The sequence below is a fragment of the Spirosoma flavus genome (assembly GCF_054778555.1).
Map to the genome: position 1 here is coordinate 38,601 of NZ_BAAGZL010000001.1, position 25,427 is coordinate 64,027.

The 25,427-nt window shown below is 45.5% G+C and carries 23 protein-coding genes; 11 read left to right on the forward strand and 12 right to left on the reverse strand.

Annotated elements, in window-relative coordinates; genetic code table 11:
* Positions 1–41: 41 nt before the first annotated feature.
* The 6 genes from accB to ACYVF1_RS00170 form a co-directional block, all read right to left on the reverse strand.
* Positions 42–533, reverse strand: a complete 492-nt coding sequence (gene accB / locus ACYVF1_RS00145) for an acetyl-CoA carboxylase biotin carboxyl carrier protein (protein WP_461074378.1) — start codon at positions 531–533, stop codon at positions 42–44.
* An 86-nt stretch (positions 534–619) separates the two neighbouring features.
* The gene (gene efp / locus ACYVF1_RS00150) at positions 620–1,183 is read right to left on the reverse strand and encodes an elongation factor P (RefSeq protein WP_461074380.1); all 564 of its coding nucleotides are present in this window, start codon (positions 1,181–1,183) and stop codon (positions 620–622) included.
* Between the two features lie 93 nt (positions 1,184–1,276).
* A complete protein-coding gene (locus ACYVF1_RS00155) occupies positions 1,277–2,260 on the reverse strand; it encodes a beta-ketoacyl-ACP synthase III (protein WP_461074382.1) in 984 nt (327 codons plus the stop codon).
* Between the two features lie 109 nt (positions 2,261–2,369).
* Entirely contained in the window at positions 2,370–3,311 is a 942-nt protein-coding gene (plsX, locus tag ACYVF1_RS00160) for a phosphate acyltransferase PlsX (protein ID WP_461074384.1), read from the reverse strand.
* Between the two features lie 147 nt (positions 3,312–3,458).
* Positions 3,459–3,653 (reverse strand): 50S ribosomal protein L32, encoded by a 195-nt coding sequence (gene rpmF, locus ACYVF1_RS00165; RefSeq protein WP_461074386.1) that lies wholly within the window; start codon positions 3,651–3,653, stop codon positions 3,459–3,461.
* A 115-nt stretch (positions 3,654–3,768) separates the two neighbouring features.
* A complete protein-coding gene (locus tag ACYVF1_RS00170) occupies positions 3,769–4,320 on the reverse strand; it encodes a YceD family protein (protein WP_461074388.1) in 552 nt (183 codons plus the stop codon).
* Between the two features lie 209 nt (positions 4,321–4,529).
* Between ACYVF1_RS00170 and ACYVF1_RS00175 the strand changes: the two genes are divergently transcribed.
* From ACYVF1_RS00175 to ACYVF1_RS00190, 4 genes are all read left to right on the forward strand, one after another.
* Entirely contained in the window at positions 4,530–5,423 is an 894-nt protein-coding gene (locus ACYVF1_RS00175; RefSeq protein ID WP_461074390.1) for an EamA family transporter, read from the forward strand.
* 56 nt (positions 5,424–5,479) lie between these two features.
* Positions 5,480–5,689, forward strand: a complete 210-nt coding sequence (locus ACYVF1_RS00180) for a hypothetical protein (RefSeq protein WP_461074392.1) — start codon at positions 5,480–5,482, stop codon at positions 5,687–5,689.
* A gap of 184 nt (positions 5,690–5,873) precedes the next feature.
* Positions 5,874–7,394, forward strand: a complete 1,521-nt coding sequence (locus ACYVF1_RS00185; protein WP_461074394.1) for a S41 family peptidase — start codon at positions 5,874–5,876, stop codon at positions 7,392–7,394.
* Between the two features lie 70 nt (positions 7,395–7,464).
* Positions 7,465–8,007, forward strand: coding sequence for a 3'-5' exonuclease (locus ACYVF1_RS00190; protein ID WP_461074396.1), 543 nt, complete (start codon positions 7,465–7,467; stop codon positions 8,005–8,007).
* Here the strand turns inward: ACYVF1_RS00190 and ACYVF1_RS00195 are convergent.
* Entirely contained in the window at positions 8,004–11,192 is a 3,189-nt protein-coding gene (locus tag ACYVF1_RS00195; RefSeq protein ID WP_461074398.1) for a sensor histidine kinase, read from the reverse strand. The two genes, ACYVF1_RS00190 and ACYVF1_RS00195, sit on opposite strands and share 4 nt — an antisense overlap.
* 180 nt (positions 11,193–11,372) lie before the next feature.
* Here ACYVF1_RS00195 and ACYVF1_RS00200 point away from each other — a divergent pair, with 180 nt between their 5' ends.
* Complete coding sequence (locus ACYVF1_RS00200; protein WP_461077769.1) at positions 11,373–13,478, forward strand: prolyl oligopeptidase family serine peptidase; 2,106 nt, start codon at positions 11,373–11,375, stop codon at positions 13,476–13,478.
* Between the two features lie 147 nt (positions 13,479–13,625).
* Here ACYVF1_RS00200 and ACYVF1_RS00205 read toward each other — a convergent pair whose 3' ends face one another.
* Both ACYVF1_RS00205 and ACYVF1_RS00210 read right to left on the reverse strand, forming a co-directional pair.
* Entirely contained in the window at positions 13,626–14,153 is a 528-nt protein-coding gene (locus ACYVF1_RS00205) for a hypothetical protein (RefSeq protein WP_461074400.1), read from the reverse strand.
* Between the two features lie 421 nt (positions 14,154–14,574).
* Positions 14,575–15,933, reverse strand: coding sequence for a sulfatase (locus ACYVF1_RS00210; protein ID WP_461074402.1), 1,359 nt, complete (start codon positions 15,931–15,933; stop codon positions 14,575–14,577).
* Positions 15,934–16,049: 116 nt separating this feature from the next.
* On the opposite strand from ACYVF1_RS00210, the gene ACYVF1_RS00215 reads away from it, so the two are divergent.
* A complete protein-coding gene (locus ACYVF1_RS00215) occupies positions 16,050–16,640 on the forward strand; it encodes a hypothetical protein (protein ID WP_461074404.1) in 591 nt (196 codons plus the stop codon).
* A gap of 58 nt (positions 16,641–16,698) precedes the next feature.
* Positions 16,699–16,980, forward strand: coding sequence for a hypothetical protein (locus tag ACYVF1_RS00220; protein WP_461074406.1), 282 nt, complete (start codon positions 16,699–16,701; stop codon positions 16,978–16,980).
* Positions 16,981–17,305: 325 nt separating this feature from the next.
* On the opposite strand, the gene ACYVF1_RS00225 is transcribed toward ACYVF1_RS00220, so the two are convergent.
* Positions 17,306–17,539 carry a hypothetical protein gene (locus tag ACYVF1_RS00225; RefSeq protein ID WP_461074408.1) on the reverse strand — a complete coding sequence of 78 codons (234 nt, stop codon included), beginning with the start codon at positions 17,537–17,539 and terminating at the stop codon, positions 17,306–17,308.
* Positions 17,540–18,719: 1,180 nt separating this feature from the next.
* On the opposite strand from ACYVF1_RS00225, the gene ACYVF1_RS00230 reads away from it, so the two are divergent.
* Both ACYVF1_RS00230 and ACYVF1_RS00235 read left to right on the forward strand, forming a co-directional pair.
* A complete protein-coding gene (locus tag ACYVF1_RS00230; protein WP_461074410.1) occupies positions 18,720–19,415 on the forward strand; it encodes a hypothetical protein in 696 nt (231 codons plus the stop codon).
* Positions 19,416–19,632: 217 nt separating this feature from the next.
* A complete protein-coding gene (locus ACYVF1_RS00235) occupies positions 19,633–20,895 on the forward strand; it encodes a hypothetical protein (RefSeq protein WP_461074412.1) in 1,263 nt (420 codons plus the stop codon).
* A gap of 87 nt (positions 20,896–20,982) precedes the next feature.
* Here the strand turns inward: ACYVF1_RS00235 and ACYVF1_RS00240 are convergent, their stop codons facing one another.
* Positions 20,983–21,909, reverse strand: a complete 927-nt coding sequence (locus ACYVF1_RS00240; RefSeq protein ID WP_461074414.1) for a hypothetical protein — start codon at positions 21,907–21,909, stop codon at positions 20,983–20,985.
* 1,042 nt (positions 21,910–22,951) lie between these two features.
* Between ACYVF1_RS00240 and ACYVF1_RS00245 the strand changes: the two genes are divergently transcribed.
* Complete coding sequence (locus ACYVF1_RS00245) at positions 22,952–23,497, forward strand: hypothetical protein (protein WP_461074416.1); 546 nt, start codon at positions 22,952–22,954, stop codon at positions 23,495–23,497.
* 135 nt (positions 23,498–23,632) lie between these two features.
* Here the strand turns inward: ACYVF1_RS00245 and msrA are convergent, their stop codons facing one another.
* A complete protein-coding gene (msrA, locus tag ACYVF1_RS00250; protein ID WP_461077771.1) occupies positions 23,633–24,211 on the reverse strand; it encodes a peptide-methionine (S)-S-oxide reductase MsrA in 579 nt (192 codons plus the stop codon).
* A gap of 181 nt (positions 24,212–24,392) precedes the next feature.
* On the opposite strand from msrA, the gene ACYVF1_RS00255 reads away from it, so the two are divergent.
* Positions 24,393–25,274: a PPK2 family polyphosphate kinase gene (locus tag ACYVF1_RS00255; protein ID WP_461074417.1), complete on the forward strand. Its 882-nt coding sequence runs from the start codon at positions 24,393–24,395 to the stop codon at positions 25,272–25,274.
* Positions 25,275–25,427 lie beyond the last annotated feature (153 nt).

Sequence of the window (25,427 nt, forward strand, 5' to 3'; positions counted from 1 at the left end):
CCGGACAACTTTCGCTCTTTCATTCTTTCGCTCTTTCGCCATTAGATGGGTTCTACCAAAAACAAAGGCTGATCGTACTCAACGGGCGTAGCGTTTTCTACCAGTACTTTCACGATGCGGCCGGATATTTCCGACTCAATTTCGTTGAAAAGCTTCATGGCTTCAATAATACACACCACTTTCCCTTCTGTTACGTTATCGCCCACCTCGACAAACATTGGGGTTTCCGGGTTAGACGATCGATAGAACGTACCAATCATTGGTGATTTGATAGTCAGGTAGTTAGACGTATCAGCTTTGGGAGTGGCTGGAGGAGTAGCCGTTGGCGTTACAGCGGGTGTTGCTATTGGTGGTGGAGCTACCGGCGCGGGTGCTGCACTTGCAGCAACGGGAGGTGCCGGAGCAGAAGTTGCCGGAACACCTGAACCATACCGCTTAACGCTGATTTTCAGGTCGTTTGTTTCAATGTTAACTTCATCTAAGCCCGATTGTGAGATGAAGTCGATAAGCTGCTGGATGTCTTGTGTTGTCATATTGTTCTGTCACGCAGTTAATGAAGGCAGGTTAGGAAAGGATGTTTACTCATTAACTATGTTGACGACTAACGGTTTAATATTCGTTATTTCACTCGTTCAACATAATCGCGTGTGCGCGTATCGACCCGAATTTTTTGGCCAGATTCGATGAAAAGTGGCACCATAATTTTGGCCCCTGATTCAACTTCAACCCGCTTTTTAGGGCTGTTTGCCGTATCACCTTTTATACCCGGCTCGGCGTAGGTTACCTCAAGTTCGACAAACGGCGGAAGTTCACACGATAATGGCGTATCATTTTCGGCATTTATCATGATGTCCACTTCTTGGCCTTCCTTCATCAGATCGGCAACATCAACCAGTTTTTCGTCGATATTAATCTGATCGAAGGTTTCCTGGTCCATGAAATTGTATCCAGCTTCGTCTTTGTAAAGAAATTGGAATTTCCGACGCTCCACCCGAACCGGAAAAATGGTTACGCCCGAGTTGAATGTATTGTCGATCACTCGGCCCGTCGTCAGGCTTTTTAATTTGGTACGTACAAAAGCTGCGCCTTTACCCGGCTTTACGTGTTGGAACTCCGTGATTTGGAAAAGGTCGTTGTTGAAGTTGATAACCAGCCCGTTGCGGATATCTGCGGTTGTTGCCATGTTTAAGATATATGATGTAAAGTGTATGATATATGATGTAAGGTATATAGAATTAATCTCTAATATATCCTATCTCATACACCATATATAAAGTTAATAAGCCCATTTAACGTAGGCGGCTCCCCAAGTGAATCCTCCGCCAAAAGCGGCCAGAATCAAATTATCTCCCTTCTTCAGTTGCGATTCATAATCGAACAGACAAAGCGGAATGGTAGCAGCTGTGGTGTTGCCGTACCTGTTAATATTTATCATGACCTTATCGGCCTCAATGCCCATCCGGTGAGCCGTAGCATCGATGATACGTTTGTTAGCCTGGTGAGGAACTAACCACGCTACGTCACTGCCAGTCAGGTGGTTGCGCTCCATGATTTCGGCTGATACGTCGGCCATGTTCTTAACGGCAAATTTGAACACCGAAGGCCCATCCTGATAAACGTAGTGCCACCGTTTTTCCACCGTTTCGTGGGTAGGTGGGTATCGACTGCCACCCGCTTTCTGAAATAAGTGTGTTTGCCCCGCCCCATCCGATTTAATAATGGAATCAAGCACACCAAAGCCTTCATCACTCGGTTCGAGCATAACGGCTCCAGCTCCATCACCAAACAGAACGCAGGTTGTTCGGTCGGTGTAGTCGATAATTGCTGACATTTTATCAGCGCCTACCACCACTACTTTCTTGTAGCGACCCGTCTCAATAAATTGAGAACCAATAGTTAACGCGTACAAAAATCCTGAACAAGCCGCCTGAATATCAAAACTTCCGATGTTACGGATGCCGACCATATCGCAGATCAGATTTGCCGTACAGGGAAATACGTAATCGGGCGTAGTGGTGGCACATATCAATAAATCGACTTCTTCAGGCTTGACATCCAATTTCTCGAGCAGGCCTGCCACTGCCTTTGCACCCATGTGAGACGTACCTAAACCCTCACCTTTCAGAATGTGCCGCTCTTTAATACCTGTGCGGCTCGTAATCCATTCATCGTTCGTATCCACCATGCGCTCCAATTCAGCATTGGTCAGCACATAATCGGGAACATAGCCGTGAATTCCAGTAATGGCAGCTTTACTCATAGACGGTATTAAAAAGTCTTCTGTTTGCAGTCTTCTGCTGTTTAGTTGGCTAACGTAATGCAGATTCGTTACGTTACCGTGAGTTAACTGTAAACCGTAAACTTTTAGACTAACTCAATGCTTGTGCAATTTTTGTGTAAGCACCCGATTCAACCTGACGGATCGCCAGACTTATCATATTCTTGATAGCTAACGGCGATGAAATTCCGTGGGCGATAATCACGTTACCGTTGACACCCAAAATAGGACTGCCTCCTACCGATTCGTAGTTGGTTTTATCAAGGAACGTATCACTAATGTTACGTTGGCTGGCGATTTTATAAAACGACTCACCCAACTTAAACATCGTGTTCCCGGTAAATCCGTCAGTTACGATCACGTCGGCGACACCAGCAAAAAAATCGCCCCCTTCCATATTCCCGATAAAATTAATCTTGCGATTATCTTTCAGAAGCTGATGAGCGGCCTGCGCTACCAAAGAGCCTTTCTGCTCTTCAGAACCAATATTCATGAGGGCTACACGGGGTTTTTCGATGCCAAACGTGTATTGCGCATAAATCGAACCTACCTGACCAAATTGAGCCAGCATTTCGGGCTTACAGTCAGCGTTGGCACCAATGTCGAGCATAACGGCATGTCCACCCGTAATTTGTGGTACAAAACCTGCAATGCAGGGACGTAGTATGCCTTCGATAGACTTGATACTGAACAAGGCCCCTACATGCATGGCACCCGTATTTCCGGCGCTGCAAAAGGCCTGAACCTGCCCTTCCTTCAAAAGCTTAAACCCAACTCCGATGCTGGAATTGGGTTTCTGAGAGAGCGCCTTGGTGGGGTGCTCACTCATATCAATTACGTCGTCGGCATTAACCAACTCGACATTGCTAGCCGCATTAGCCCCATGTTTCTGTAGTAACTCCTGAACGACTGCCTGCTTACCTATCAAGATGATAGAAACCTGCTCTGGCAATTCGGCAGCGGCCATTACAACTCCTTCCACAATAGCGTCGGGAGCAAAATCGCCACCCATTGCGTCCACTGCAATTTTCATTGACTACGTTTGTTCAATTCCTCCCCGCAAAACTGGCGAGTTAAACTAAATACGCGTAAAAATAGGGAGGTAGCGGGCAATAAAAAAGTATTTCGCGTTCATCTTCGGAAAGACGTCAACGAAATACTTCTCATAAATAGATGAAATTTAAGCCGTTTTGGCGTAATTCTCAACAATCATTTGGCCTTTGTAATACAGGTTACCCTCGAATACGTGGGCATGGTGACGCTGGTGAACTTCACCCGTTTGGGCGTCGGTCGACAGGGCTACCGGCGTAGCTTTATAATGCGTTCTGCGCTTGTCACGGCGAGTACTGGAGTGGCGTCGTTTGGGGTGTGCCATTGTCTTAAGTTATCTAGTTATATAGTTGTAAGGTTGTAGAGTTATGGGGTTGAAAGGCAAACTTTATAACCGCTCCGGCGGCCCGACTTACAACTTTATGACCCTACAGCTGATTTTAATTGTTATTTAATCTCCGCAAAGCCGCCCAGCGCGGGTCTGACTCCGGCTGGTCATCTTCGTCGTTTGCCGATTCTGAATCAGAACGGTAGATAACTCGTCCATTCTGCGTATCGTCGTCAGCGTAATCCGCTTCCTCGTCCCGAAAACGGGGGTGAAGCCGTTTCATTGGGAGCGATAGACTAATAAATTCAAAAATGTATCGCGCTACGTTGACCGTCGGGGTATTACGTTCGATGAGTTCAATTTCGTCGCTCAACTCTTCGTTGTGATCGCCGAATTTCAACAACATCGTTTGCCGCGTATCAATTGGTTCATCATATTCATCGAGGCTCCGGTCACAAGTTTGTTCAATAGTACCTGTGATGTGGAAATTCAGCCGAATCATTGTTTCTGATTTATCCAGAATCAGATGCGTCTGAACGTTACCTTTCTGAATTAATTCCTGATCCATTGCGGCAAAAAACGCATCGTCCGACGTAAAATCGTACTCGTAGCGTTTGTTGTCCAGTCCAACTATGTGGATGTCGTATGCGCGTAATGGGTTCACTTTTTACTCCTTCCAAAAATAAGACCGCAAAGGTACGAAATGTTTGTGAATCAGTAAAGTGAATCCAGGTAATTTGTTAGGTTTTTGTCATGCTGCCGAAGGAAACAGCTTTACGTATTACAACTAGTGAATAAGGAAATCTTAATATGCTTCCTTCGGCAGCATGATAAAACGGGTATAATTATGTTAGGTTATTTGTTAATTCGGATATGCTTTTAACCCTTATTACGTTCACCGCTTTCGCTGTTCTGCTACGTATCGTAGCCAATCCACTGGCGAATGTGTTTCAAAAGCAGTTGACACAACGTACCGCCGATCCACTCTTTGTCATTTCTGCTACGTATGGGTTTCTGGGTATTGCATGCCTTGCCTTCTGGCCGCAGTTGCGCTTCTACGACCTGCCAGCCGAATTCTGGTATTATATGCTCGTAACAAGTGTTTTAGCCATGTTCGGAAACGTATTTCTGGTGAAAGCGCTACACCTCGGCGACTTATCAGTGTTGGGGCCGATCAACGCCTATAAATCCGTGGTGGGAATGGTTACTGGAATCTTCTTGCTGAATGAAATTCCGGGATGGTGGGGATTAGCTGGTATTCTGCTGATTATTTTGGGTAGTTACGTAGTGCTGGCTAACCCTAAACAACGTAGCGGACTGTCGTGGAAGATTTTTCAACGGCCGGAAATAAAATTACGGCTGGCCGCTCTGGTTTTCTCGGCCATCGACGGTGTATTTCTAAAAAAAGCAATTCTGGTTTCTACGCCAACGATTGCCTTTTTCTATTGGTGCCTACTCGGTTTTATCTGCACACTTGTCTGGATTGGCCTAACCATGCGTCGACAATGGCGGCCACAACTAAACCGCCTGCTTTCCGAAAAATTAATCTTTCTGGGACTGTGCCTCGCAGTAGGCGTTACACAGCTGGCGAGTAACGTAGCGTTGGCGGGTATGCCCGTAGGATACGCGCTGGCCTTGTTTCAGCTATCAGCTTTGCTCAGCGTGCTATTTGGGTACCAGTTTTTTCAGGAACGGGATATTGCCCGAAAGCTCATTGGGGCAGGAATTATGGTGGTGGGCGCGGTGATCATTACGTTGTTTGCATAAACAGCTGGCCCAAAAACAAGTTAATACGTATCAGACATTTAACGCATTTACTACGTATGAGCCAGTATAAACTTGTTGACAAACATGCCATTGAGCACCATAACGAATACTTCGAGGTGCGCACAACGCAGGATAACGACCAAGCACAGAGCCTGTTTTTTACGACCAACGAAGAAAATCTGGAGGACGTAGCGGCTGAAATCGCAGCTGAACATTTGCCCGGCGTAAAACATTGGACCGTTATCCCACATCGGAAAGATAGCTAGTCTAGTGATTTAGTATTGATTATTAGCATATTAGCTTTAAGCGTTACGTTACCGTTTCCGCCAGAAACAAAATTTTATAAAACTCACAAACATTTTTTGTTGATTATAGTTACGCGAAATTGTATCTTCACCGTACAAAAACTGGCTAACTCACTCGGGTTAGTTACTACCGTAACTTGTATTGATGAAGATAGGGGGAATTTTGCTTCTGGCGGGTTTGTCAATAGGAGCAGTATGTTCGGTTTCGAACGGGCAATCGATTAGTCCTGCACAGGCCCGTGCTGATTTTAGTTTCCTGAAACATAAGCTTGACCAATTGCATCCGGGCGTTGGCTATTATACGCCAAAACCGCGAATGGAACGGCTTTATGATTCGCTCTACAATGGGCTGACGGCGCCCATGGAATACCTGACGTTTTACAGGCATATCAGCCCCTACGTAGCGGCACTGAAAGACGGTCATACCAATCTCAATCACCGCAAAAACTACATTGGGAAAAACACTCGTTTCATCCCGTTCTATATCCGGCCGGTCGATGAAAAGTATTACGTCAGCCATAACGTATCGGCTGATACAAGTCTTCAACGCGGTACGGAATTGCTAACTATTAATGGACGTAACGTTGCGGATCTTCACCAGGAATTAATGGAAGCCGATCGCTCTGGCTCCGATGGTGATAATAGCTCGGGTCGGCGGCAGTGGAGTCTGGTGCAATTTGCCGATTATTACGCAGCCTGGTACGGCTCTGCCGACTCCATTTCGATTACGTATAAACTCAAAGGTGATACGTTGGTGCGGCAAACGCGCCTGAAATGTCCTACGTTGAATTCGTTCCGAAACACAATCCGGCGTCGGTACGGCGTTGAAATCAATCAGCCATCTAACTTGTCGGTACGGATGGTCGATACGTTGACGCATACGGCGGTGCTACGTGTGTCGACATTTATGGGCTTGAAGAAAAAAGACCCGTTCCAGTGGGCGTTCAATCGGAAACTGAAACAGGCATTCAAGCAGATTAAAGAGCAAAACGTTCAGAATCTGATTGTTGATATGCAGGGGAATGGGGGAGGAATTGTGCTGAACTCAGCCCGACTACTCCGTTACTGGATGCCAAAACCGTTTCAGATTATGGCCCATGAAGAAATGAAACGGGCGGCCCGTGCCGAACTGGTGACGCGCTGGAATCCAATATCAATGCTGAATTTCAGCCTGCAATATAAATCCGACCATGCCGGTGGTTTTGCCAGCCGTTCGACGCAACACCGGTATCGGCCCCGCAAAAAAGACGCGTTTGCCGGGAATCTGTATTTCCTGATGAACGGCGCTTCGTTTTCGGCTGCTACGTCGGTAATGGCCAAAACGCTCGATGCAGGTATTGGTACGTTTGTAGGGGAGCCCTGCGGAAGCGCGTTCTGGGGTGATTTTGCCGGTCATTTTAAAACCGTTACGTTACCAAATTCAAAAATTCAGGTCAGAATGCCGCTTAAGAAGCTGACGCATGCCGTCAATGAAAATTGCGCCAACGGATTTACGGTTGAGCCCGATTTCACGGTTAATCGTACCTTTGAAGATCTGATGAGCAACCGCGATTACACGCTGGATTATACCTTACGGCTGATTCGGCAGGGAGTCGTAGCTCGTCAGCCCATTCGCCAGCATCCGATGCAGGCGTCTATGGATTTGAATCATACACTTCAGGAATAGTCTTGTTACGTCGTCAGCGAACTGATACGTAGCAAATAACTGTTTAGAAGATGTTATTAACTGATTTTTTGTGTATTGCATCGTTGACGTTGAGACAACTGGAGGTGTAAAAGGGCCTTCCCGACTTACTGAAATTGCGATTTATCGGCACGATGGCCAGCAAGTGGTCGATTCGTTTCATTCCCTGCTGAATCCGGGCTGTCCAATCCCACCATTCATCAAGTATCTGACTGGCATTTCTGACGAGATGGTTCAGGATGCACCTACCTTTGCCGATGTAGCACAGGACGTACTGAACATCACCGAGGGAGCCGTTTTTGTGGCGCACAACGTCAATTTCGACTTCGGATTTATTCAGAAAGAGATGAACTGGCTCGGTCATGATTTTTTCCGGCGTACACTTTGTACCGTTCGGACGAGCCGCAAACTGATTCCCGGCTATCCTTCCTACAGTTTAGGAAAACTTTGTCGATCACTGAATATTCCGCTTCATGGTCGACACCGGGCGCAGGGCGATGCAGCGGCTACGGTGCTTCTTTTTGAATTGCTGATGCGCCACGACGCCATGGGCCTGATTCCGCGTCCTTCTCCCCAAAATAGCCACTGGAATTAACTGGATTGCTCAGCTTTTTCGGTTGATTTATAGAAAGCTTTCTGGTAGCTAGGACTAACCGGAATTTCAATACTGACCAGTACGCCCTGTGCCGGCTTACTTTGCCAGGAAATTTGCCCATTCAACAGCGCCACCCGCGATTCGATGTTGCTGATGCCTAATCCCGTTGCATTTTTTTTGGCCTGCTCGTAATTGAATCCTGAGCCATCGTCGGTATACACCAGAATGATACGTCCGGGCTGTTGGCGCATCTGCAAATTGATATGTTGGGGTGTCGCGTGTTTGAGCGAATTATTGACCAGTTCCTGGGTAATCCGGTACAACATCACTTCGGTATCGGCCGGAAACCGGTCGGAACTTTCCGTAATTTCGTCGTAGGTAAAGTTGGCACCGATAAGGCCGCTGGCGTTAATTCGTGAAAACAATTCTTCAACCGTTGCTACGTATCCGTGCTGCTCCAGCGTCTGCGGGTTGAGCTTGCGGAGTAGATTCCGAACGTCGCTGATGGTGTCGTTAATGAGCTGGAAAATGGTGGTTTTGAGGGCACGAATGGCCGATGTTTCGCCCGCTTCCTGCGTGAGTTGCGTCGTGTAGAGTTTAATAGTCGCCAGTCGTGTGCCAATTTCGTCGTGTAAATCACGGGCGATTTCCTTTTTTACCTGTTCCTGAATGTCATAAGCCAAGCGCAGACGGTCTACCTGTTGCTGACGAATGTTGTGCTCCCGCTGACGTATCCAGGCCCAGGTAGTACCTACAATGATCAGCAACAGCAACGTAATGAAGGCTGGTTTTTGCCAGAAGGGCGGTTCAATATAAATGTTCACGCGCCGAACGTAGTGGCTCCAGCGGTTGTCCTGATTGGTGGCTTTTACCTGAAAGACGTATTGACCGGGTGGCAAGTTGGCGTACCGAACGTAGTTACGCTCGCCCGACATAACCCAGTTGACATCGTAGCCCGTGAGCTGATACTGGTAATTCGTGTGACCATCACAGAAATAATCGAAAGCCGAAAACTCCAGCGCCAACGTATTCTGCGTATGATCTAGTTTTATACTGTTGGTTTCGCCGATATACGTAGCGGTACGAAATGGTTCTTCGTTGATACTGAGCGAATAAATATGAACTCGTGGATTGAATAGATTTTTCCGAAACGCATCGGGCCGGCAACGATTGAATCCCATCACTCCGCCGAAATACAACTCACCACTGGCTGTTTTCAGAAAAGCGTTCCCGTTGAATTCGTATCCCTGAAGACCGTCTGTCGGATCGAAGTTCTTAATCGTCTGCGAAACGGGGTCCAGTCGGGCAATTCCACGATTGGTGCTCATCCAGGTATTGCGTTTTGCATCGACCAGTGAGCCGTACACAAATGAATTGGCCAGGCCATTGTGTTCACTATATAATCGAAAGCGCCCGGACGTAGCATTCATGGCTACAAGGCCACGGTCAGAAGAAAGCCAGAGCGTTTGTTGATCTGTATCGGGGCGAATGTTGAGTATGGTGTAGCCGTTAAGCCCGGAACGAAGCATACGCCAGCCCTCGCCAGATACCTGATAGCAGTAATAACCGTTTCGATACGTACCAACCCAAAGTTGTTGTTTTGCTGAATCAAACCAAAGGCTAAAAATGTTCTGATTGGCCAGAATAGATAATTTCGACCAGCTTCGTCGGTTGGGATTTAACGCGTAAAGGCCATCTTCGGTAGCCGCCACCAGCAACGTATCAGAAATACTGAATAGATTTCGGACGTAATTATTCGCTACTGAATGTTCATTATCCGAATTCCACAGAATTGGGCTAAACGTTTTTGTTTCAGGGGCATAGGCCAGAACGCCACTTCCTATGCCGACCCAGATACGTCGCTGCGGATCTCGATAAATACTACGTCCCCGGAAGCCCTGAGGCATTTTGGGAGTAGGAGCGAGGGCTAGAAATCGTTCGGTAATTTGATTGGTGGCCGGATTAAGAATGTTTATTCCGTTTTCGGTGAGCACCCAGAGCCGGTCGAAGCGCTCTTCCAGAAATCCACGTATTGTATAGCTACTTAACCGACGAGCCGCCGACAAAGAGTCACTGATCTGTCGTTTGACCATGCCCCCAAATAGAAAAGCGCCCGGAACGATACGTACCAGACCATCAGGATCAGTATTTGCCCAGACGATACCCAGATTATCAACAAAAATCTTACTGATTTTGAATTCGTTCAGTTGCCGGATGGGGTTGGTAACATCCTGAACCTGAGTGAATTTTTGGCTGCGTTTATCAAAATAAAGAACGCCGTTACGTTGCGTACCCAGCCAAAGCCGATTCTGACCATCGGCCGCGATGCTGAAAACCGCGCTGGCATCGGTCAGTCCCTTAATTGGATAATTCTGATACGTATTGTTGCCGTAATCGAAACGTAGTAAACCATTCTGCGAACCCAGCCACGCTACGTTGTCGGTATCAATGTGAAATGAATAAATTGTTGTGGGTGGCCCGAATTGGTTTTGGGGATGATTGCTAAAATAAGCGGTTAATTTCTGAGAGGATATAGTATAACGTAGCAACCCGGTTGGAGCCTGAAGCCACACATCGCCAGCTGCGGTATAAATGGCTGAACTGTATAAATCGTATTCTTTTGTAGGTGACAATTGGGCGAATAATACCGTTTTACGCCCCTGTCGATAGTCGTAACGTACCAACCCCTCGGCATCGCTCAGGTACAGCAACTGAGTCTGATCAATGAAAAAGGGAAACGTCCGGCTGCTCAGTCGTTTCTTTTTCGATTCGGTTGTGCTGGCGAAAAATAGTGTAAACTGATCGCGTTGTCTGTCGTAACGATTCAGGCCGGCTTCGGTACCAATCCAGAGATTACCGTCCGGATCTTCAACAATACCAAAAATATTGTTACCCCGGATAGTTCCTGCCTGAACGGCTCCCTGGCGTCCAATAGTCGGGTGATACGTCCGAAAGCGTTGTCCATCGTATCGATTGAGTCCGTCCTGCGTACCAAACCACAAAAAGCCGCGACTATCCTTTAAGATAGAATAAACCGAACCCTGCGTAAGCCCGTCGCTTACACCAATGTGGCTAATCCGAAAGGAAGAAGCAGTGTTACGTTCGTATGCCTGTGCCCATCCGCGCTGAAGCAATAGGCTCCAGAAAAAGAAACAGATACCGATGCTGATAATCGCGCGCATCATTGGCTCAGGGGTTTTTCACAATGTAATGGAAAAGAGTGTACATATATCAGGAAATTCGCTAACCGGTCATTTTGCGCTGGGCTGGGAGTAGTAATCGGGCTTTGGCGTATCTTTACGTAGCGTTTTACCCTCATCAACCTAAGCTGTATGCATTTTTCTAAAATCATTCCTGTTTGCCTTATGCTAAGCTCGTCTATCGTTCAGGGACAGACGAATCCCCCCATTACTTACCCCAAAGCCCGTAAAACCGATCAGGTTGATACGTATCACGGAACTCAGGTAGCTGACCCGTATCGCTGGATGGAAGACGACCGTTCAGCCGAAACTGCCGACTGGGTGAAGGCTGAGAATAAAGTTACGTTCGATTATCTGGCGCAGATTCCGTACCGCAAACAGATTGAAAAGCGTCTGGAGCAAATCTACGATTACCCGAAGTATTCGGCGCCCAGCCGGAAAGGGGAGTGGTTTTACTTCTCAAAAAATGATGGTCTTCAAAATCAGGCCGTGCTTTATCGGCAGAAAGGGCTCGATGGAAAGCCCGAAGTCGTTATTGATCCGAACAAATTATCGCCAGACGGAACGACAAGATTGGGGGCCTTTTCGCTCTCAAAAAATGGCGAATATGCGGTTGTGGGTTTATCGAAAGGAGGTTCGGACTGGCAGGAATACCAGATTATGAAACTGGCTACCAAAGAATATCTGCCCGAAAAAATTGAATGGGTGAAAGTATCGGGTGCAGCCTGGCAGAGCGATGGGTTTTATTACAGCCGTTATCCGAAACCTGAAGGCAGTGCGCTGGCGGCAAAAAACGAAAATCACCAAGTGTTTTTCCATAAACTCAACACCCCGCAATCGGCCGATCGGCTGGTATTTGAAGATGCGAAGAATCCACAGCGCTTTCATACCGTTGGTACTACCGATGACGAACGATTTGTGTTACTGACAGTTAGCGACAGAGGGAAAGGTAAAGATGGTAACGCGCTCTTTTTCCTGGATGCCCAATCACCTGAAAAAACCTTTGCGCCCGTTGTGGCCGAAGTGAGTGATTTCAGTTATGGGGTAATTGACAATGACAAAGACCGGTTGTTGATTCTTACGAACGAAAAAGCGCCGAACAGCAAAGTGCTGGCCTTCGATACCAAAAGCCGGAAATTTGCTACGTTGATTCCAGAGCGCCCCGAACCCATTGCTGAGGGTAGCGTGAGTGCTGCAGGCGGCAAACTCTTCGTCGAATACACGAAGGACGTAACGTCGAAGGTTGAGGTGTTTGATTATGCGGGTAAGCACGAAAGCGACGTAGTATTGCCGGCCGTAGGTTCGGCGGGGGGCTTCGGTGGAGAGAAAGACGACAAATTTGTATTCTACACGTTCACGTCCTTTACGTTCCCGCCGACAATTTATCGCTACGATCTTGCTACGCGGAAAAGCACCGTTTTCCGGGCGCCAGAAGTTGCCTTCAAACCAGCCGACTACGAAACAAAACAGGTGTTTTATACGAGCAAAGATGGTACGAAGATTCCTATGTTTTTAACGTATCGGAAAGGGCTTAAACTCGACGGCACTAACCCGACATTGCTTTACGGCTACGGCGGATTTAATGTGAGCCTGCCACCAGCTTTTAGTCCGTTCCGCATTCCATTTCTGGAGCAAGGAGGTGTTTATGCACAGGCCAATCTGCGCGGAGGAAGCGAATACGGCGAAAAATGGCACGAACAGGGCATGAAGCTCAAAAAGCAGAACGTATTTGATGATTTCATTGCTGCTGCCGAATACCTCATTGCGCAGAAATACACCAGTTCGGCCAAACTAGCGCTTCAGGGAGGCTCTAATGGTGGTTTGCTGGTGGGTGCCGTTATGAATCAACGGCCTGATCTATTTCACGTCGCCATTCCGCAGGTGGGTGTAATGGACATGCTTCGGTTTCACAAATTCACCATCGGCTGGAACTGGATTGCTGATTATGGCAGCAGTGACAATGCTGATGAATTTAACGCTTTGTATGCGTACTCGCCCCTGCACAACATCAAACCCAATCTGAATTATCCGGCTACGCTCATCACCACCGCCGACCACGACGACCGCGTAGTACCCGCGCATTCGTTTAAGTATGCCGCTACGTTGCAGGAAGCTTACAAAGGGAATAATCCAGTCCTGATTCGGATTGATACCAATTCGGGCCACGGGGCCAGCAACACCAAGAAGAATATTGAAACCGCAGCCGATATTTACTCGTTCATCCTGTGGAATATGGGCGTAAAAAGTATAAAGGAAATAGCAAGTAACTGATAGTCAATTGCCGTTAGTCATTGATCGTTAGACGCAGTAAGTTTCTCATCTACTTATTTTTAACGACTATTGACTAGCGGCTACATAAAATAAAGAAGGGCGTCCTGCTAGCAGGACGCCCTTCTTGTGTAAACGTATCTGGAGAAATTACAGCTTGAACGTAACGCCCAGCATTAAAGGAGCGATACCTGTTCCGAGTTCGGCGAAAGCGCCAACTTTCTCAGCAAACATATACCGACCGCCTAAGTGGATGGGAATATAAACACCGCTACCGAACGTATTGAAACCGGTTCCATAGCGATCGCTGTAGGAAACACTTTCGTAACCAATACCAAGCCCAGCGTAAAGATCTGCTTTATCGGTGCTAAGGTTTAATAACTGATTGAAGTGGTAAGAACCCCGAACAGAAAAATAGAGGTAGTTGATTTTATCGCTATAACCTAAGTAACCATAATTGAAACTACGGTAAGCTACATTGGCACCAACAGTGAAATTCGGTGCAACACCAAAATCTGCTCCAGCCCCAAAAGCAATCCCGCCTACGCTCGCATAGCCACCAACGCCGATACCAAGATTGATGAATTTAACGCCTTTATCAATCGCCATCTGGCCAAAGGATTGAGTACCAGCTAAAAGGCCTAGAGCGAGTAAAATAGAAAAGTGGATTTTTTTCATTTGATAAAACTGATTTATGTAAAACTTAAGACAAAGTAAATGCGATTCTCATGGGCTGACAAATGTTGGCAGAAACCTCTTATTAATCGGTCAAATTGCCAAGTACGTGACAAACGTAGCAAACATAACAAACTAGATTTTATAACCGATAGCTGTTCATGAAAATATAATTTAAATGTCTGACAGTCAGCGCGTTTATTTTATGGCTTTTGCTGTATTTTAAACATAGGAAGCTGTATATCAACTCTCTGGGCTGTTTTTTCGAGGGAAGAAAACGTATTGAACGGTTTGTATGCGAGGATAAACTAGTTTTTGTTTAAAAGAAGCGCAAAGCCGTCTGATTGCCACCAGTATACATTATCAAAGATTAGACATTATGTTGATACTACTATGACAGTTAGTTAACGTGTTACGATAGATTTCACGGCTTTTGAGAGCTTTCTACGACTACTGACCACGCTTTTGCCGTTTGTTTTCGCCAGCTCTGTAACTGATCGAGTAAGCGGGTACGTACCGCCGGCATTGTTGCTGACAAATCAAGCTGCTCGCCCGGGTCTTTAGCAAGGTCGAAAAGCTGCACTTGTTCCCGATCGAAATACTCAATTAGTTTAAAATTGTCCACCCGTATTGCTCCCGCCGAGCGGCCTCCCAGAAAATGGGGTTTGGGTAGTGGATAATGCCAGTAAAGTGTTCTTGCCACAGATTTTGAGTGGCCGGTCAACACATTCGCCAGGCTAATACCATCGAGAACCAGACCCGGCTCAGGTTTTACGCCAGCAATATCCAGCAGCGTAGGATAAATATCCAACGTATTGATTACCTGATTAGAAACGGTGCCCGCCTTAATTTTTGTCGGCCAATGCGCTATAAAAGGCTCTCGGATACCCCCCTCATAAAGTTCTGACTTACCCCCTCGTAACGGTGCGTTCGACGTTACGTTGCTTTCGCCACCGTTGTCGGAGGTAAACAAAATCAGGGTGTTTTTATCAAGATTCAGCTCTTTTAACGTAGCAACTATCGTCCCAACGCCATCGTCGATACGTGCCAGCATAGCAGCCAATTCAGGATTATTTTGACGCTTTCCTGCACCGGATTTCTGTGCATATTTCGCTACGTCATTGGGTTTGCCCGCTAGCTTGGTATGTACGGCATAGTGCGATAAATACAGAAAAAACGGTTTTGCCTGATTGCGTCGAATAAAATCAACAGCTTCGTTGTTTAGCCGGTCGGTGAGGTATTCGCCTTCGGTTTTAGCTGGCACATCCGGCATGAAAAAATAGGGATGAAAATAATCGCCATTGGCAATGTAGCCTGTCTCCGAGCAGATTACCTCATCCCAGCCGTGTTTGGCAGGCTCGCCTTTTCGTTTGGTATAATCGCCCGTAAGATGCCATTTGCCGATCAATCCCGAATGATAACCTGCTTTTTTCAACTGTTCATTAAGCGTACTATAATCGGGCGAAAGAAATTTTTCGTCCCTAGCGTCCAGATAATCAGTGATGCCCGTACGGGCCGGGTGCTGGCCAGTCATTATAGCGATACGGGTGGGTGTGCAGACAGGGGCTGTAGCATAAGCTTGCGTGAAACGCATTCCGCCAGCAGCTAGTTTGTCCAGATTGGGCGTATCGTTGAACATATTACCGTAACAGCCCAGTTCATGCCAGCCTAAATCATCGGCCAGAATGATAATTACATTCGGCGGGCTGATTGGCCCTTTCTTTTGTGCAATAACAGATGCCGTCAGAAACCAGAAAAGGAAACTTGCTACGTAGTATTTCATTGATTATCCTGGTTTTATGATGATAGATAAAAGCCGGTAGTCGCCATTTCCTTAGTATCTTCGCCAGCGTAGCGCTACCAGCGCACTACGTATCAATCACTGTTATTCGTCACCAAATGTACTACGTTATCGCCTTGCTTTGCCTGCTCACTTTGCCGCTTCATGCCCAGACGAAGGTAGCAGGCCTGGGTAATTATCAGATTGACGTTACGTCGCCCGATGCGTTAAATCCTGCTAATTTCAGAGAGATGGAAAAAGCTAACGCAAAAGGAACTCTAACACTAGCCTGCCCACATATCCGAACGTTTGCTTCGGGCGGGCTTGAGATCATGGGTGTTACGTTTACCAATCTGTATCTTTTCTTCTACGACAATAAACTCTTTCGAATTTCCTGCGATTACACACCCGCTATTGAACAGGCGTTTGTTCGCGCATATGGCAAAGGAACGTCCAGCCCCCAAAGTAAGCTGACTTTTTGCGATGAAAGTAAAGACAAAAACATGCTTCTAAAAGGTGAAATCTGGGAAAACGGCGACATTTTGACCCTGGCTATCCATGCAAAAGGCTACAACAGTGACTGTAAGCAGGAAGATTTTAACAGGCTTATTATCCACAGTAAAGAGCTAGCCGAATTAACGTCGGAATGTGAACTTCAGGACGATGAACCATTAATCGATGAATTTTATAACCTGATAAACGGGCGATAAAGCTTACCAAACCATTTGCCAGCCAATACGTTATTGTTCTGAAACAACCTTAGAAATCATGGAAAAGAAAACAACCACTATAGCCGCTGGGATTGTACTAGGCGTATCGCTGCTTGCTGGTGCTGGTTATGGTATCTATAAATATTTCAGCCGAAAACTAGCCAATAAGAAGGGCGGCCTGGCGAGCGTAGGCGGTGGCGGTTTAATTGGTAATGGTTCGAGTTTCATTGGCAATAGCCTTGTTAAGAGTAATAGCCTGTATGAAGGAGCCAACAGCGGGGATGGGCTTGTTGGTGGTGGACTGGTCAATATTAAAGGCCATTTGATTGGAAATGGATAATAAGGTGGTTCTAAAAAATCTTGCCCATAAAAAAAGCTCCTACGAAGGGGCTTTTTTTATGCGTAGCTCGTCTGGTCATTACGTCTCGGTTGAGTCCGAGGGATAGGTGACGCTCGAAAGTTATAATTCTGGTAGTATATAATTTTAATCAGGTTGGCCAGATGAACAATCACTGGCTAAGTATCAGAATAAAGTTTCAGTATCATATTAATTAGGCGGGGAAGTATCGACCGTTTTACTGATAATATAAAGCCCTGACTTTACTATCAGGGCTTTATATTATTGACGTAGTAAAATAAGGACGTTACGTATGGTGAAAGCTTAACTAAATCGCTGACGACTTACGAACTAACTCCCGACGCACTTTTTCGGCCGCTGCCAGATCCGCCAGACTCATGTTCATTCGCTTACGTAGCGTAGGCGATGCAGCCAGAATCTCGCTGGCCATCTGAATTAAAAGCGACGCAGTAGCTGCCCCGTCCACTCGACGACGGGGTGCACGAGAGACACGTACTGAAGAATGAATCGAGTTTAACGAGGAATGATTTAGTGGCTCCATCAGGGTTCTAAATTGTTGTTTCTGTTCTATTTAGATAACAAAATTTTTGCGTTTTTTTACACAAAATGGAGTCTTTTTTTAGGTATAATCAACTATTTTTAGTTGAATGCGTAAGGTCACATGGGCACTGAATTTTTTGCTCATATAAGGTTAAGCAAAGGTTGGCAATCGTTCTTCACAACACTGTCGACAGGTGCCGTAAATGGCTAAGCTCTGAATCATTCCCACTCTTCAAAAATATGTTACTGGAAAAGCATCTGCTATTGGATAGGTTTTCATAGTGACATTCATCAAGTGTTGACATGATAAAAATCATGTCAACACCAATATTGACTGGCATGATTGATGCAACAGCTGGGGTAGATATGGTCTCCCTATATCTCATTTATGGGAAATTACTGAAAGCCGACTGCGTTTGTGGATCGGCTTTTTTGTTACTTCCTGATTTTTATCACCTCCTCACCTGATGTGAGTCATACCCGTAAAGATGAACATGGCCACATCTTTGACCATGCGTTGGAGGTAATAGGCTGCTCCCATTTCCTAACCCGCGCAATATGGTGTCTGACTCGGAGGTCAGGCAGTTGGATAGAGCACGGCAAAGCGCCTGACCAAAGAGTCCAGGCGTTTTTTGTTGGGATATGGGTAAAGCAAAGTGTATTTTCTTAGCTGTTTTACTTCGCCTTTCCCGCTTTCCCTTTAAAGCTTTCGCTAAGCTACTTGTTTCTCAAAAACGGGTTCTCGATTGTGTTCTAAAACTGACAAAAGTGAACTAGCAATGGGAGGGTTATAGATAGGTTATTTTTACCCGTTTATCCATTTCACTACGTTGGTTTACTTCTGCTTTAAGAGCTGATTAAGCAGCCGCTCAAGTTCAGTCTGCTTTTGTTTGACTGCCTGTAATTCCTGCTGCTGAGCCTGAATTGTGTATAAGGCATATGATTGATTGAGAACTCTCTCCAGGATTACTAATTCCTCAGTAGTTATTTGACCAGTATTCCAACCGCTCAATACGTTCCTCCTGCTTCTTTATTTTGCTATCCTGTTCGATACTATATAGGGTCAACTCCTCTACTTTCTCCATTCGACTTCAATAATTACCCTTCTCTATTTAGGATAGACTTTAACCTTCCGAAGGGTTTATGGTTAATTAATTATTATTACTATAAACTCAACGGCAATGAAACAATTTGTAACGACAGCTACGCTGTTATTGGTCTTAACTGTGGCCGTTAAAGCCCAGAATAAGTCCGATTCAGCAAATGGACAAAGAACTATCCTGTCAGAAGAAACGAAACAGGATCTGCGCCAAAAGGGCGCTCAGGCTAATGAAAAGATCGATGAAGCCCTCGATCAGTCGATTTCTTATCAGCAGCGGAATCAACTAAGCTGGTTTGCGCCTGGAAATCTCTTTGTTGGCGGAGGAATAGGTATGGGGGCTACTGGCGGACAGGCTTATTTAGCCTTCAACTCCCGAGTCGGTTATTTCTTTCAGCCGGGTTTTGCCGCTGGTCTACGTTTCGACACAGATAGGTTGGTCGGTAACAAATACAACGCCCGGCAGATAGGTGCTTTTGCCCGATACTATCCGTTTCGTACTCGCATAAGCAGCTTTCTGGGAGCCAGCTTGAACAGTGGTCGGGAATTTTCCGAGAATATACCGGCTGATGTAAAAGCAAAATATACTAGCGTTGGGCTAGAAGTTGGCGTTATGGCCTGGATTCTACATCGATTGGGGGCCGAGCTGTCCTACGAAAGTAACTTCTACAATAAGCTTGACCCAACGGTTAGTCGGGGAAAAGGCAATCGATTTAAGCTCGGTGTAAACTACTACTTCGGACAAATAAGCAATCGGGGAGTGAGACTGGCTAAATAACGAGCTACAGGTTTGCTTTTGTTCTAATCCAGTTGTTACGTTAGTTGGTTACTATACAGGCAAACATTTATGATATTATCATGTATTAATAAAGGATTAAGGTACGTAGTAGCACTTCGATCGTATTAACGCGTGGTTTTGCTTTTCCATCCAATTAATTTGCTAACAGTTATTGGAAATGGTTTTATCAACAATTTAAACAATACACAACAACGTTATGAAAAGGAACATATTGACGGTGGCAGCTATACTGGCTGCCCTGGCCGGTCTCTCATCCTGCGCAGCTACCGAGCGCTTAGTGTACGGTAACTCAAGTAATAGCCGGGAGGATATTGCGCCACAGAGCACAACGAGCTCCCAACGCGACAACCGCAACAACCGAAATCGCGATGACGAGACGATATTTAGCAGACGAAATCGAGAGGATCGTCGGAGGGATTCGGATGACGACAGAGATGATCGGTATTCCAGCAATTACAGAAATCCGTACAGATCGAACGATGACCAGTACGATCGATCAAGCCGGACATCAAGAAATAGTAACTATAATAACCGTTATCGGGATTATGATGATCGTTCATACGATGACCGGGATTCCTATAGTTACCGTTCTTATGATCGACGTGCAGACAATCGTTCGTATGATGACCGGGACTCGTATAACAATCGATCCGATTACGACCGCTACGACCGAAATAGTTACTCGTCTGGTGGTCGATCCGACTCAGACCGTGATCAGAGAAATTATTCGAATAATTATAATGATCGTCGGAATGATGACCGTTACTCGTCTGACAATCGAATGAATTCGGACCGGTATAACGATAACAGTCGGTATAATTCTGATCGCCAGTTTGATCGTCGCAATAATGGAAATGACGACCGGGGTAACAATTACAACGATTCTCGAGATAATGGCTCTATGAATGATAATAGGTCTATGAACGACAATCGTCGGAGCATGGATCGGAATTCTGATGATAATCGATCTTATAATCAGAACATGAATCAGAATGACTACCGAGATAATCGGAATAGTCGTGACAATCAAGATAATCGCGGTAATAGAGATAACCGAATGGGTTCAGATCGACGCTCGGACGATACGAATAATCGGATGAGTAATGACAACCGTTCAGATATGAATCAGTCTAACTCAATGTCGGGCAGCCGCAATGCTGGCTCAATGAATAATCAATCAGCAAGCCGTGATCAACGCGATCTACTTGATCGTATTTCGGCTCAGATGGATAAAATTGATCAGCAGCTTGACGATGCAAAATCGGAAGTAAAAAATGAAAGCCGTAAGGAACGCAACAAACGAGAAGATCGAGCGAAGGACCTGGAAGACAAGCGCCGACAACTAAGCTACGCGTATTATAAAATTCAGCGCTCCAGCTCCGATGATTTTGATAAAATCAAGAAAGAAACAGACAAACTAATTGATGATGTTTCGGATGCAATGAGTGACAAAAAATAAGGCACAAACATATAAAAAGGGGCTAACTCGTAGAGTTAGCCCCTTTTTATTGGTAATTATCGAAGTCGAGTTACTCAAATTTCTTCACTAGAATTTAACCCCAACGTTTACGGACAAAATTCGACGTTGGCTGTTGCCACTGCTCAACACATCGGCAAAACCATAGTGGTAGACAAAGCCGAGAATAATTGGGCCTGCATCGAAACCGAGGTTTACCAGACCGTTGATGGTTGCAGCCTGGAAATCTGCATTACCTAAGTTAAAGTCATTTTTGTCGGTACTCAATGGTGTTGCATATTCAGCCCCAATCGCCAGACGAACAGCCGATACACCCCGATCTGACTGGGCCAATTTTACACCAATATACGCTGGTATGTGCAGGTAACGCTGATCAATATTGGCTGTAATATCACCAACACTACCAACTTTACCATCACCAGCTTGAAAGAACTGAGAGCTAGATGTTAAGTATTCCGCCCCAACCTGGCCATATATCCGGCCACCACCACGCACAAAAAAGCCTAGTTGATACCCTAATCGACCAGTTAGCTTTTTGCTGTCTACAGTTTCACCAGCGAATCGAGTTGAGTTTGCCCCACCGTAGATACCAAATGTAAAGTGCTTGTAATTCTCACGACGTTCCTGGCGTTCCGTTACTTCCTGGTTGCGTTGGCCATCTTCGAATCCTTCATCATAAGCCTTACTCAAATCCTGCTCTGTGTACTGGCGACGGTTATCATATTGATCTTCGTAGCGGTTATCATAGCGTGGGTTCTCTTCATTCCGGCGATTATATTCCCGGCGTTCATCAAGTACACGTTCACGATCGCGGTCATTTTGTCGGTCGTAACGACGTTGGTCTCTGCGGTCCGAGCGATCGTTATAGCGATCGTCGTTTGAATTATACTGCTGGCCCAATGTTAAAGTAGACGTACACAAACTGGCCAGAACAAAACATGCTTTTGAAAAAGTTTTCATAAAAATCGAGTTGAGTATATGTTTTACAACTTTCATTGGTTGGGAATGTTCGAAGCTGTGCCTATGAACCTTTCTTTCCGGTTGGCTATCTGCTCGTGTCCAATTCTTTCACTTAGTTAGTTCAGGCAGCCATCGGTTGACCTCTCAGCCAATATTACCCAGCCTGCGACGATAATCTGGCGATGAGTAATCCCGTAAATTCGGGCTTCAGCGGTGCCGTAAATTGTCAACTAAAACTGATTACAGAATTCTTCTCGTGCATGGCCCATTAGTGGTTTTCTCCACTAAAGTGTTCTAGATGCTGATAAACACTCATCCAGTTGTTACTCCTAAACTACGCTTCGGTTTTCCTGCTCTGTCTGATTCTTAAACCAAGGTGGAACGTCAGGACTAGTGGCAGCCTTTTTCAAAAAGTTGTAATGTCTATTCTAAATCGATGGCTGCCGCTTGGCGCAACTAACCTTATCCAGCATGCAGATTTCTTTATGAATCAATGATAAATTAGTGCTGTCTGTAAAGGCAACAAAAAGCTCCCTTTTCAGGGACTTGGGTGTTTTCTTAGTGGTTTATTACCGACTTGATTTCAAGTTTCAATTTCTCCTTATAATAATTTAGATCTTGATATAAGCAGCTAATATTCAATATAATATACTTAACTAAAATTTTATCGGTACAGATTAGATACAAATAGTCAACAAGTTTTTCGGTTTCTGAGCACGGTTAACTCTCCGTTTCATTTAACCCCTTTGCTTGCTCTTATAATTCCTTACCAAATTAGCAATTATTTCGCGCACCTTATCAGACATATCGATTTCGCTATCTTCACAAATAGCCTGAAAGTCCTCTTTGAGCTTTACGCATAAATTTACATGTAAATAAGTGATTTTCAGTACTATTAACTTATGTTTTTTAGCTCATAAAATTAGCGGAAAAGTGTTGCCAATGGCAATATTTAATTTGTGTTTCTAATGGCAACACACTAGCTTTAACACCTATCAATCGCTCGTTCAAGAGTTGTTAAAATTGGGGTATTTAACGCACTTACTCACCTTAATTGAAGGCTATTATGAATATAAATATGACCCTTAAAGAAATGATACCCCATCTCCGGGCCTTCGCAAAGCAGATTAAGGGCATATTAAGTTCTGTACAGTATGTTCAGCACATACCTGATGCTACAGCGCTAATAAATGCTTGCTACCAAAATGTTGATGACAAAGTTGCTCGTGAAGGAGGATATGCTCAATATGGCTGGCATTTCAGCCATAAGTTTGCGCCTGGTATTTCTGAGGTTGGCTACTTAGTAGCTACAAATCATGCCGTTTGGTGCTCCCCCCAAGGCAAATTGATTGATGTAACACCATTTCACCCTAATCCGAGACTGCGCCCACTGAACGTAGACGGAAAGATTTTCTTTCTTGCCGATAATAAAGCAGCGCCTGACCGACTTGAGGGATACCCTTTGCCCAATCCAATGAAATTTTTTGCGCTGAACACGGGAAAAAAATTGAAGGCTTATATTGAGGAGTTGACCCAAAAAGAGGAGGTTGCTTATTCTGAATACAGCAAGAAGCTGGCAGAGCAAATTGCAGAACAAAAAAAGGTGCAGATCAACACAAATTAATCTCTCTTGCATCATGGCGGAGCAATCCACTACCCCTGCTGGATCAAGTAAGAGGATATACCCCTAAATATAAAGTCGTGCCAGTGAGAAGTAGATAATAAAAAAGCCCCATTTTCAGGGGCTTAGATGATTTTCTTAGTGGTTTGCTACCGACTTGAGTTCAGGCTTCAGTTTCTCCTTGAACACTTTTCTGAACTTGTCCAGTTTGGGTGCTACCACAAAAGCGCAATACCCTTGGTTTGGGTTATTAGCAAAATAATTTTGATGATAATCTTCGGCTTCGTAGAACGTAGTAGCGGGTGCAATCTGCGTGACGATTGAATTGCTATAAGCGCCTGATTTGTTCAATTCAGCTTTTGCCGTTTCAGCCAATTGCTTCTGCTCGTCATTATGGTAAAATATTACCGAGCGATATTGCGTACCTACGTCGTTCCCCTGCCGATTCAACGTAGTAGGGTCGTGGCTGCGGAAGAATGCTTCTAACAATTCAGCATACGTGATTTTAGAAGGATCGTAGGTAACTTCTACGCATTCAGCGTGGCCGGTTGTACCGGTGCAGACTTCCTTGTACGTAGGATCAACTTTCTGACCGCCTTCGTAACCCGATACGGCCGATGCTACGCCGTCAAGCGATTCATACACGGCTTCCGTACACCAGAAACAGCCCGTTCCAAACGTAGCTTTTTCCAGCTTGGCCGATTCATTTGTCGTCATAGAACCTGATTTAGATTTTGTTTGATTTTGCGCTTCTCCAACCAGACTCATGCCCAGCACTAAGGAGAATAGCAACGTAGTTGTTTTGAAGCGAGGCAATAGCGCAACCATTCGTTAGGTTTGTGGTTGTAAGTCCAGACTGATAACATAACTAAGCTGCGTAAAGTTTACGCCTATTCCCGTGAAGAACTTTGATATTGACGACTTCTGCTACGATGGAAACCGATCGTTAAAACTGAAAAAGGTCCCTACCAAAATAGACGACGTTTATGAAGATAATACCCACTATGACGCTATACTACGTCAGCAGGCTTCCGAGATCGACAAGTGGCAGGAGCGGATGTATGCCCACAATCGCTATGGCTTGTTAACCGTATTTCAGGCACTCGACGCGGCCGGTAAAGATGGGACTATTCAGCACGTTTTTACCGGCACAAATCCGGCGGGCGTGCGTGTGTACTCGTTTAAACGCCCGACTGAGCAGGAACTCGACCACGATTTTTTGTGGCGTAGCTGGCGCGAATTGCCCGAACGGGGCACAATCGGCATTTTCAACCGGTCGTATTACGAAGAAGTGCTGGTTGTAAAAGTTCACCCGGATATTCTGACCCAGAGCCAGCGTCTGCCCGAAAAAACAACCGAAGATCTGGATAAGCTCTTTAAACAACGCTATAGGGCGATCGCTGAGATGGAAAAATTTCTGTATCAGAATGGATTTCCAACTATTAAGTTCTATCTGCACGTATCGAAAGACGAACAGGCTAATCGGCTGATTGAACGTATCGAAGACCCTGAAAAGAACTGGAAATTTGAGGAAGGCGACGTAAAGGAGCGTGATTTCTGGGACCAATATCAGGAAGCTTATGAAGACTGTATCAACGAAACCGCTACAGAACACGCCCCCTGGTACGTTATTCCGGCCGACGATAAAAAAAACATGCGGCTGCTGGTGGGGCAAATCATCATTCATGAATTAAAAAAACTACCCATTGAAAAACCCAAACCGGACGATAAGCGATTTAAAGAACTTCAGAAACTGATTTCAGTTATTCAGGCGCAGTAACACCTTTTTATAAATCCCACTCTATTGGTTTTGTCCTACGCTACGTGCCGTTCAGCTTAAAAATTAGTGACTTCGTCTAATTTTTGGCTGAGTTGAATGGGGGTGGAAGTACCTTTGCGTTGTCATAATCAACAACCTGAGTTTTTGTCAGGC

What these genes read in the sequence shown, in the direction of transcription:
- accB (WP_461074378.1), bottom strand. Translation starts at nt 533, where the DNA reads ATGACAACACAAGACATCCAGCAGCTTATCGACTTCATCTCACAATCG.
- efp (WP_461074380.1), bottom strand. Translation starts at nt 1,183, where the DNA reads ATGGCAACAACCGCAGATATCCGCAACGGGCTGGTTATCAACTTCAAC.
- ACYVF1_RS00155 (WP_461074382.1), bottom strand. Translation starts at nt 2,260, where the DNA reads ATGAGTAAAGCTGCCATTACTGGAATTCACGGCTATGTTCCCGATTAT.
- plsX (WP_461074384.1), bottom strand. Translation starts at nt 3,311, where the DNA reads ATGAAAATTGCAGTGGACGCAATGGGTGGCGATTTTGCTCCCGACGCT.
- rpmF (WP_461074386.1), bottom strand. Translation starts at nt 3,653, where the DNA reads ATGGCACACCCCAAACGACGCCACTCCAGTACTCGCCGTGACAAGCGC.
- ACYVF1_RS00175 (WP_461074390.1), top strand. Translation starts at nt 4,530, where the DNA reads ATGCTTTTAACCCTTATTACGTTCACCGCTTTCGCTGTTCTGCTACGT.
- ACYVF1_RS00180 (WP_461074392.1), top strand. Translation starts at nt 5,480, where the DNA reads ATGAGCCAGTATAAACTTGTTGACAAACATGCCATTGAGCACCATAAC.
- ACYVF1_RS00185 (WP_461074394.1), top strand. Translation starts at nt 5,874, where the DNA reads ATGAAGATAGGGGGAATTTTGCTTCTGGCGGGTTTGTCAATAGGAGCA.
- ACYVF1_RS00195 (WP_461074398.1), bottom strand. Translation starts at nt 11,192, where the DNA reads ATGATGCGCGCGATTATCAGCATCGGTATCTGTTTCTTTTTCTGGAGC.
- ACYVF1_RS00200 (WP_461077769.1), top strand. Translation starts at nt 11,373, where the DNA reads ATGCTAAGCTCGTCTATCGTTCAGGGACAGACGAATCCCCCCATTACT.
- ACYVF1_RS00205 (WP_461074400.1), bottom strand. Translation starts at nt 14,153, where the DNA reads ATGAAAAAAATCCACTTTTCTATTTTACTCGCTCTAGGCCTTTTAGCT.
- ACYVF1_RS00210 (WP_461074402.1), bottom strand. Translation starts at nt 15,933, where the DNA reads ATGAAATACTACGTAGCAAGTTTCCTTTTCTGGTTTCTGACGGCATCT.
- ACYVF1_RS00215 (WP_461074404.1), top strand. Translation starts at nt 16,050, where the DNA reads ATGTACTACGTTATCGCCTTGCTTTGCCTGCTCACTTTGCCGCTTCAT.
- ACYVF1_RS00220 (WP_461074406.1), top strand. Translation starts at nt 16,699, where the DNA reads ATGGAAAAGAAAACAACCACTATAGCCGCTGGGATTGTACTAGGCGTA.
- ACYVF1_RS00225 (WP_461074408.1), bottom strand. Translation starts at nt 17,539, where the DNA reads ATGGAGCCACTAAATCATTCCTCGTTAAACTCGATTCATTCTTCAGTA.
- ACYVF1_RS00230 (WP_461074410.1), top strand. Translation starts at nt 18,720, where the DNA reads ATGAAACAATTTGTAACGACAGCTACGCTGTTATTGGTCTTAACTGTG.
- ACYVF1_RS00235 (WP_461074412.1), top strand. Translation starts at nt 19,633, where the DNA reads ATGAAAAGGAACATATTGACGGTGGCAGCTATACTGGCTGCCCTGGCC.
- ACYVF1_RS00240 (WP_461074414.1), bottom strand. Translation starts at nt 21,909, where the DNA reads ATGAAAGTTGTAAAACATATACTCAACTCGATTTTTATGAAAACTTTT.
- ACYVF1_RS00245 (WP_461074416.1), top strand. Translation starts at nt 22,952, where the DNA reads ATGACCCTTAAAGAAATGATACCCCATCTCCGGGCCTTCGCAAAGCAG.
- msrA (WP_461077771.1), bottom strand. Translation starts at nt 24,211, where the DNA reads ATGACGACAAATGAATCGGCCAAGCTGGAAAAAGCTACGTTTGGAACG.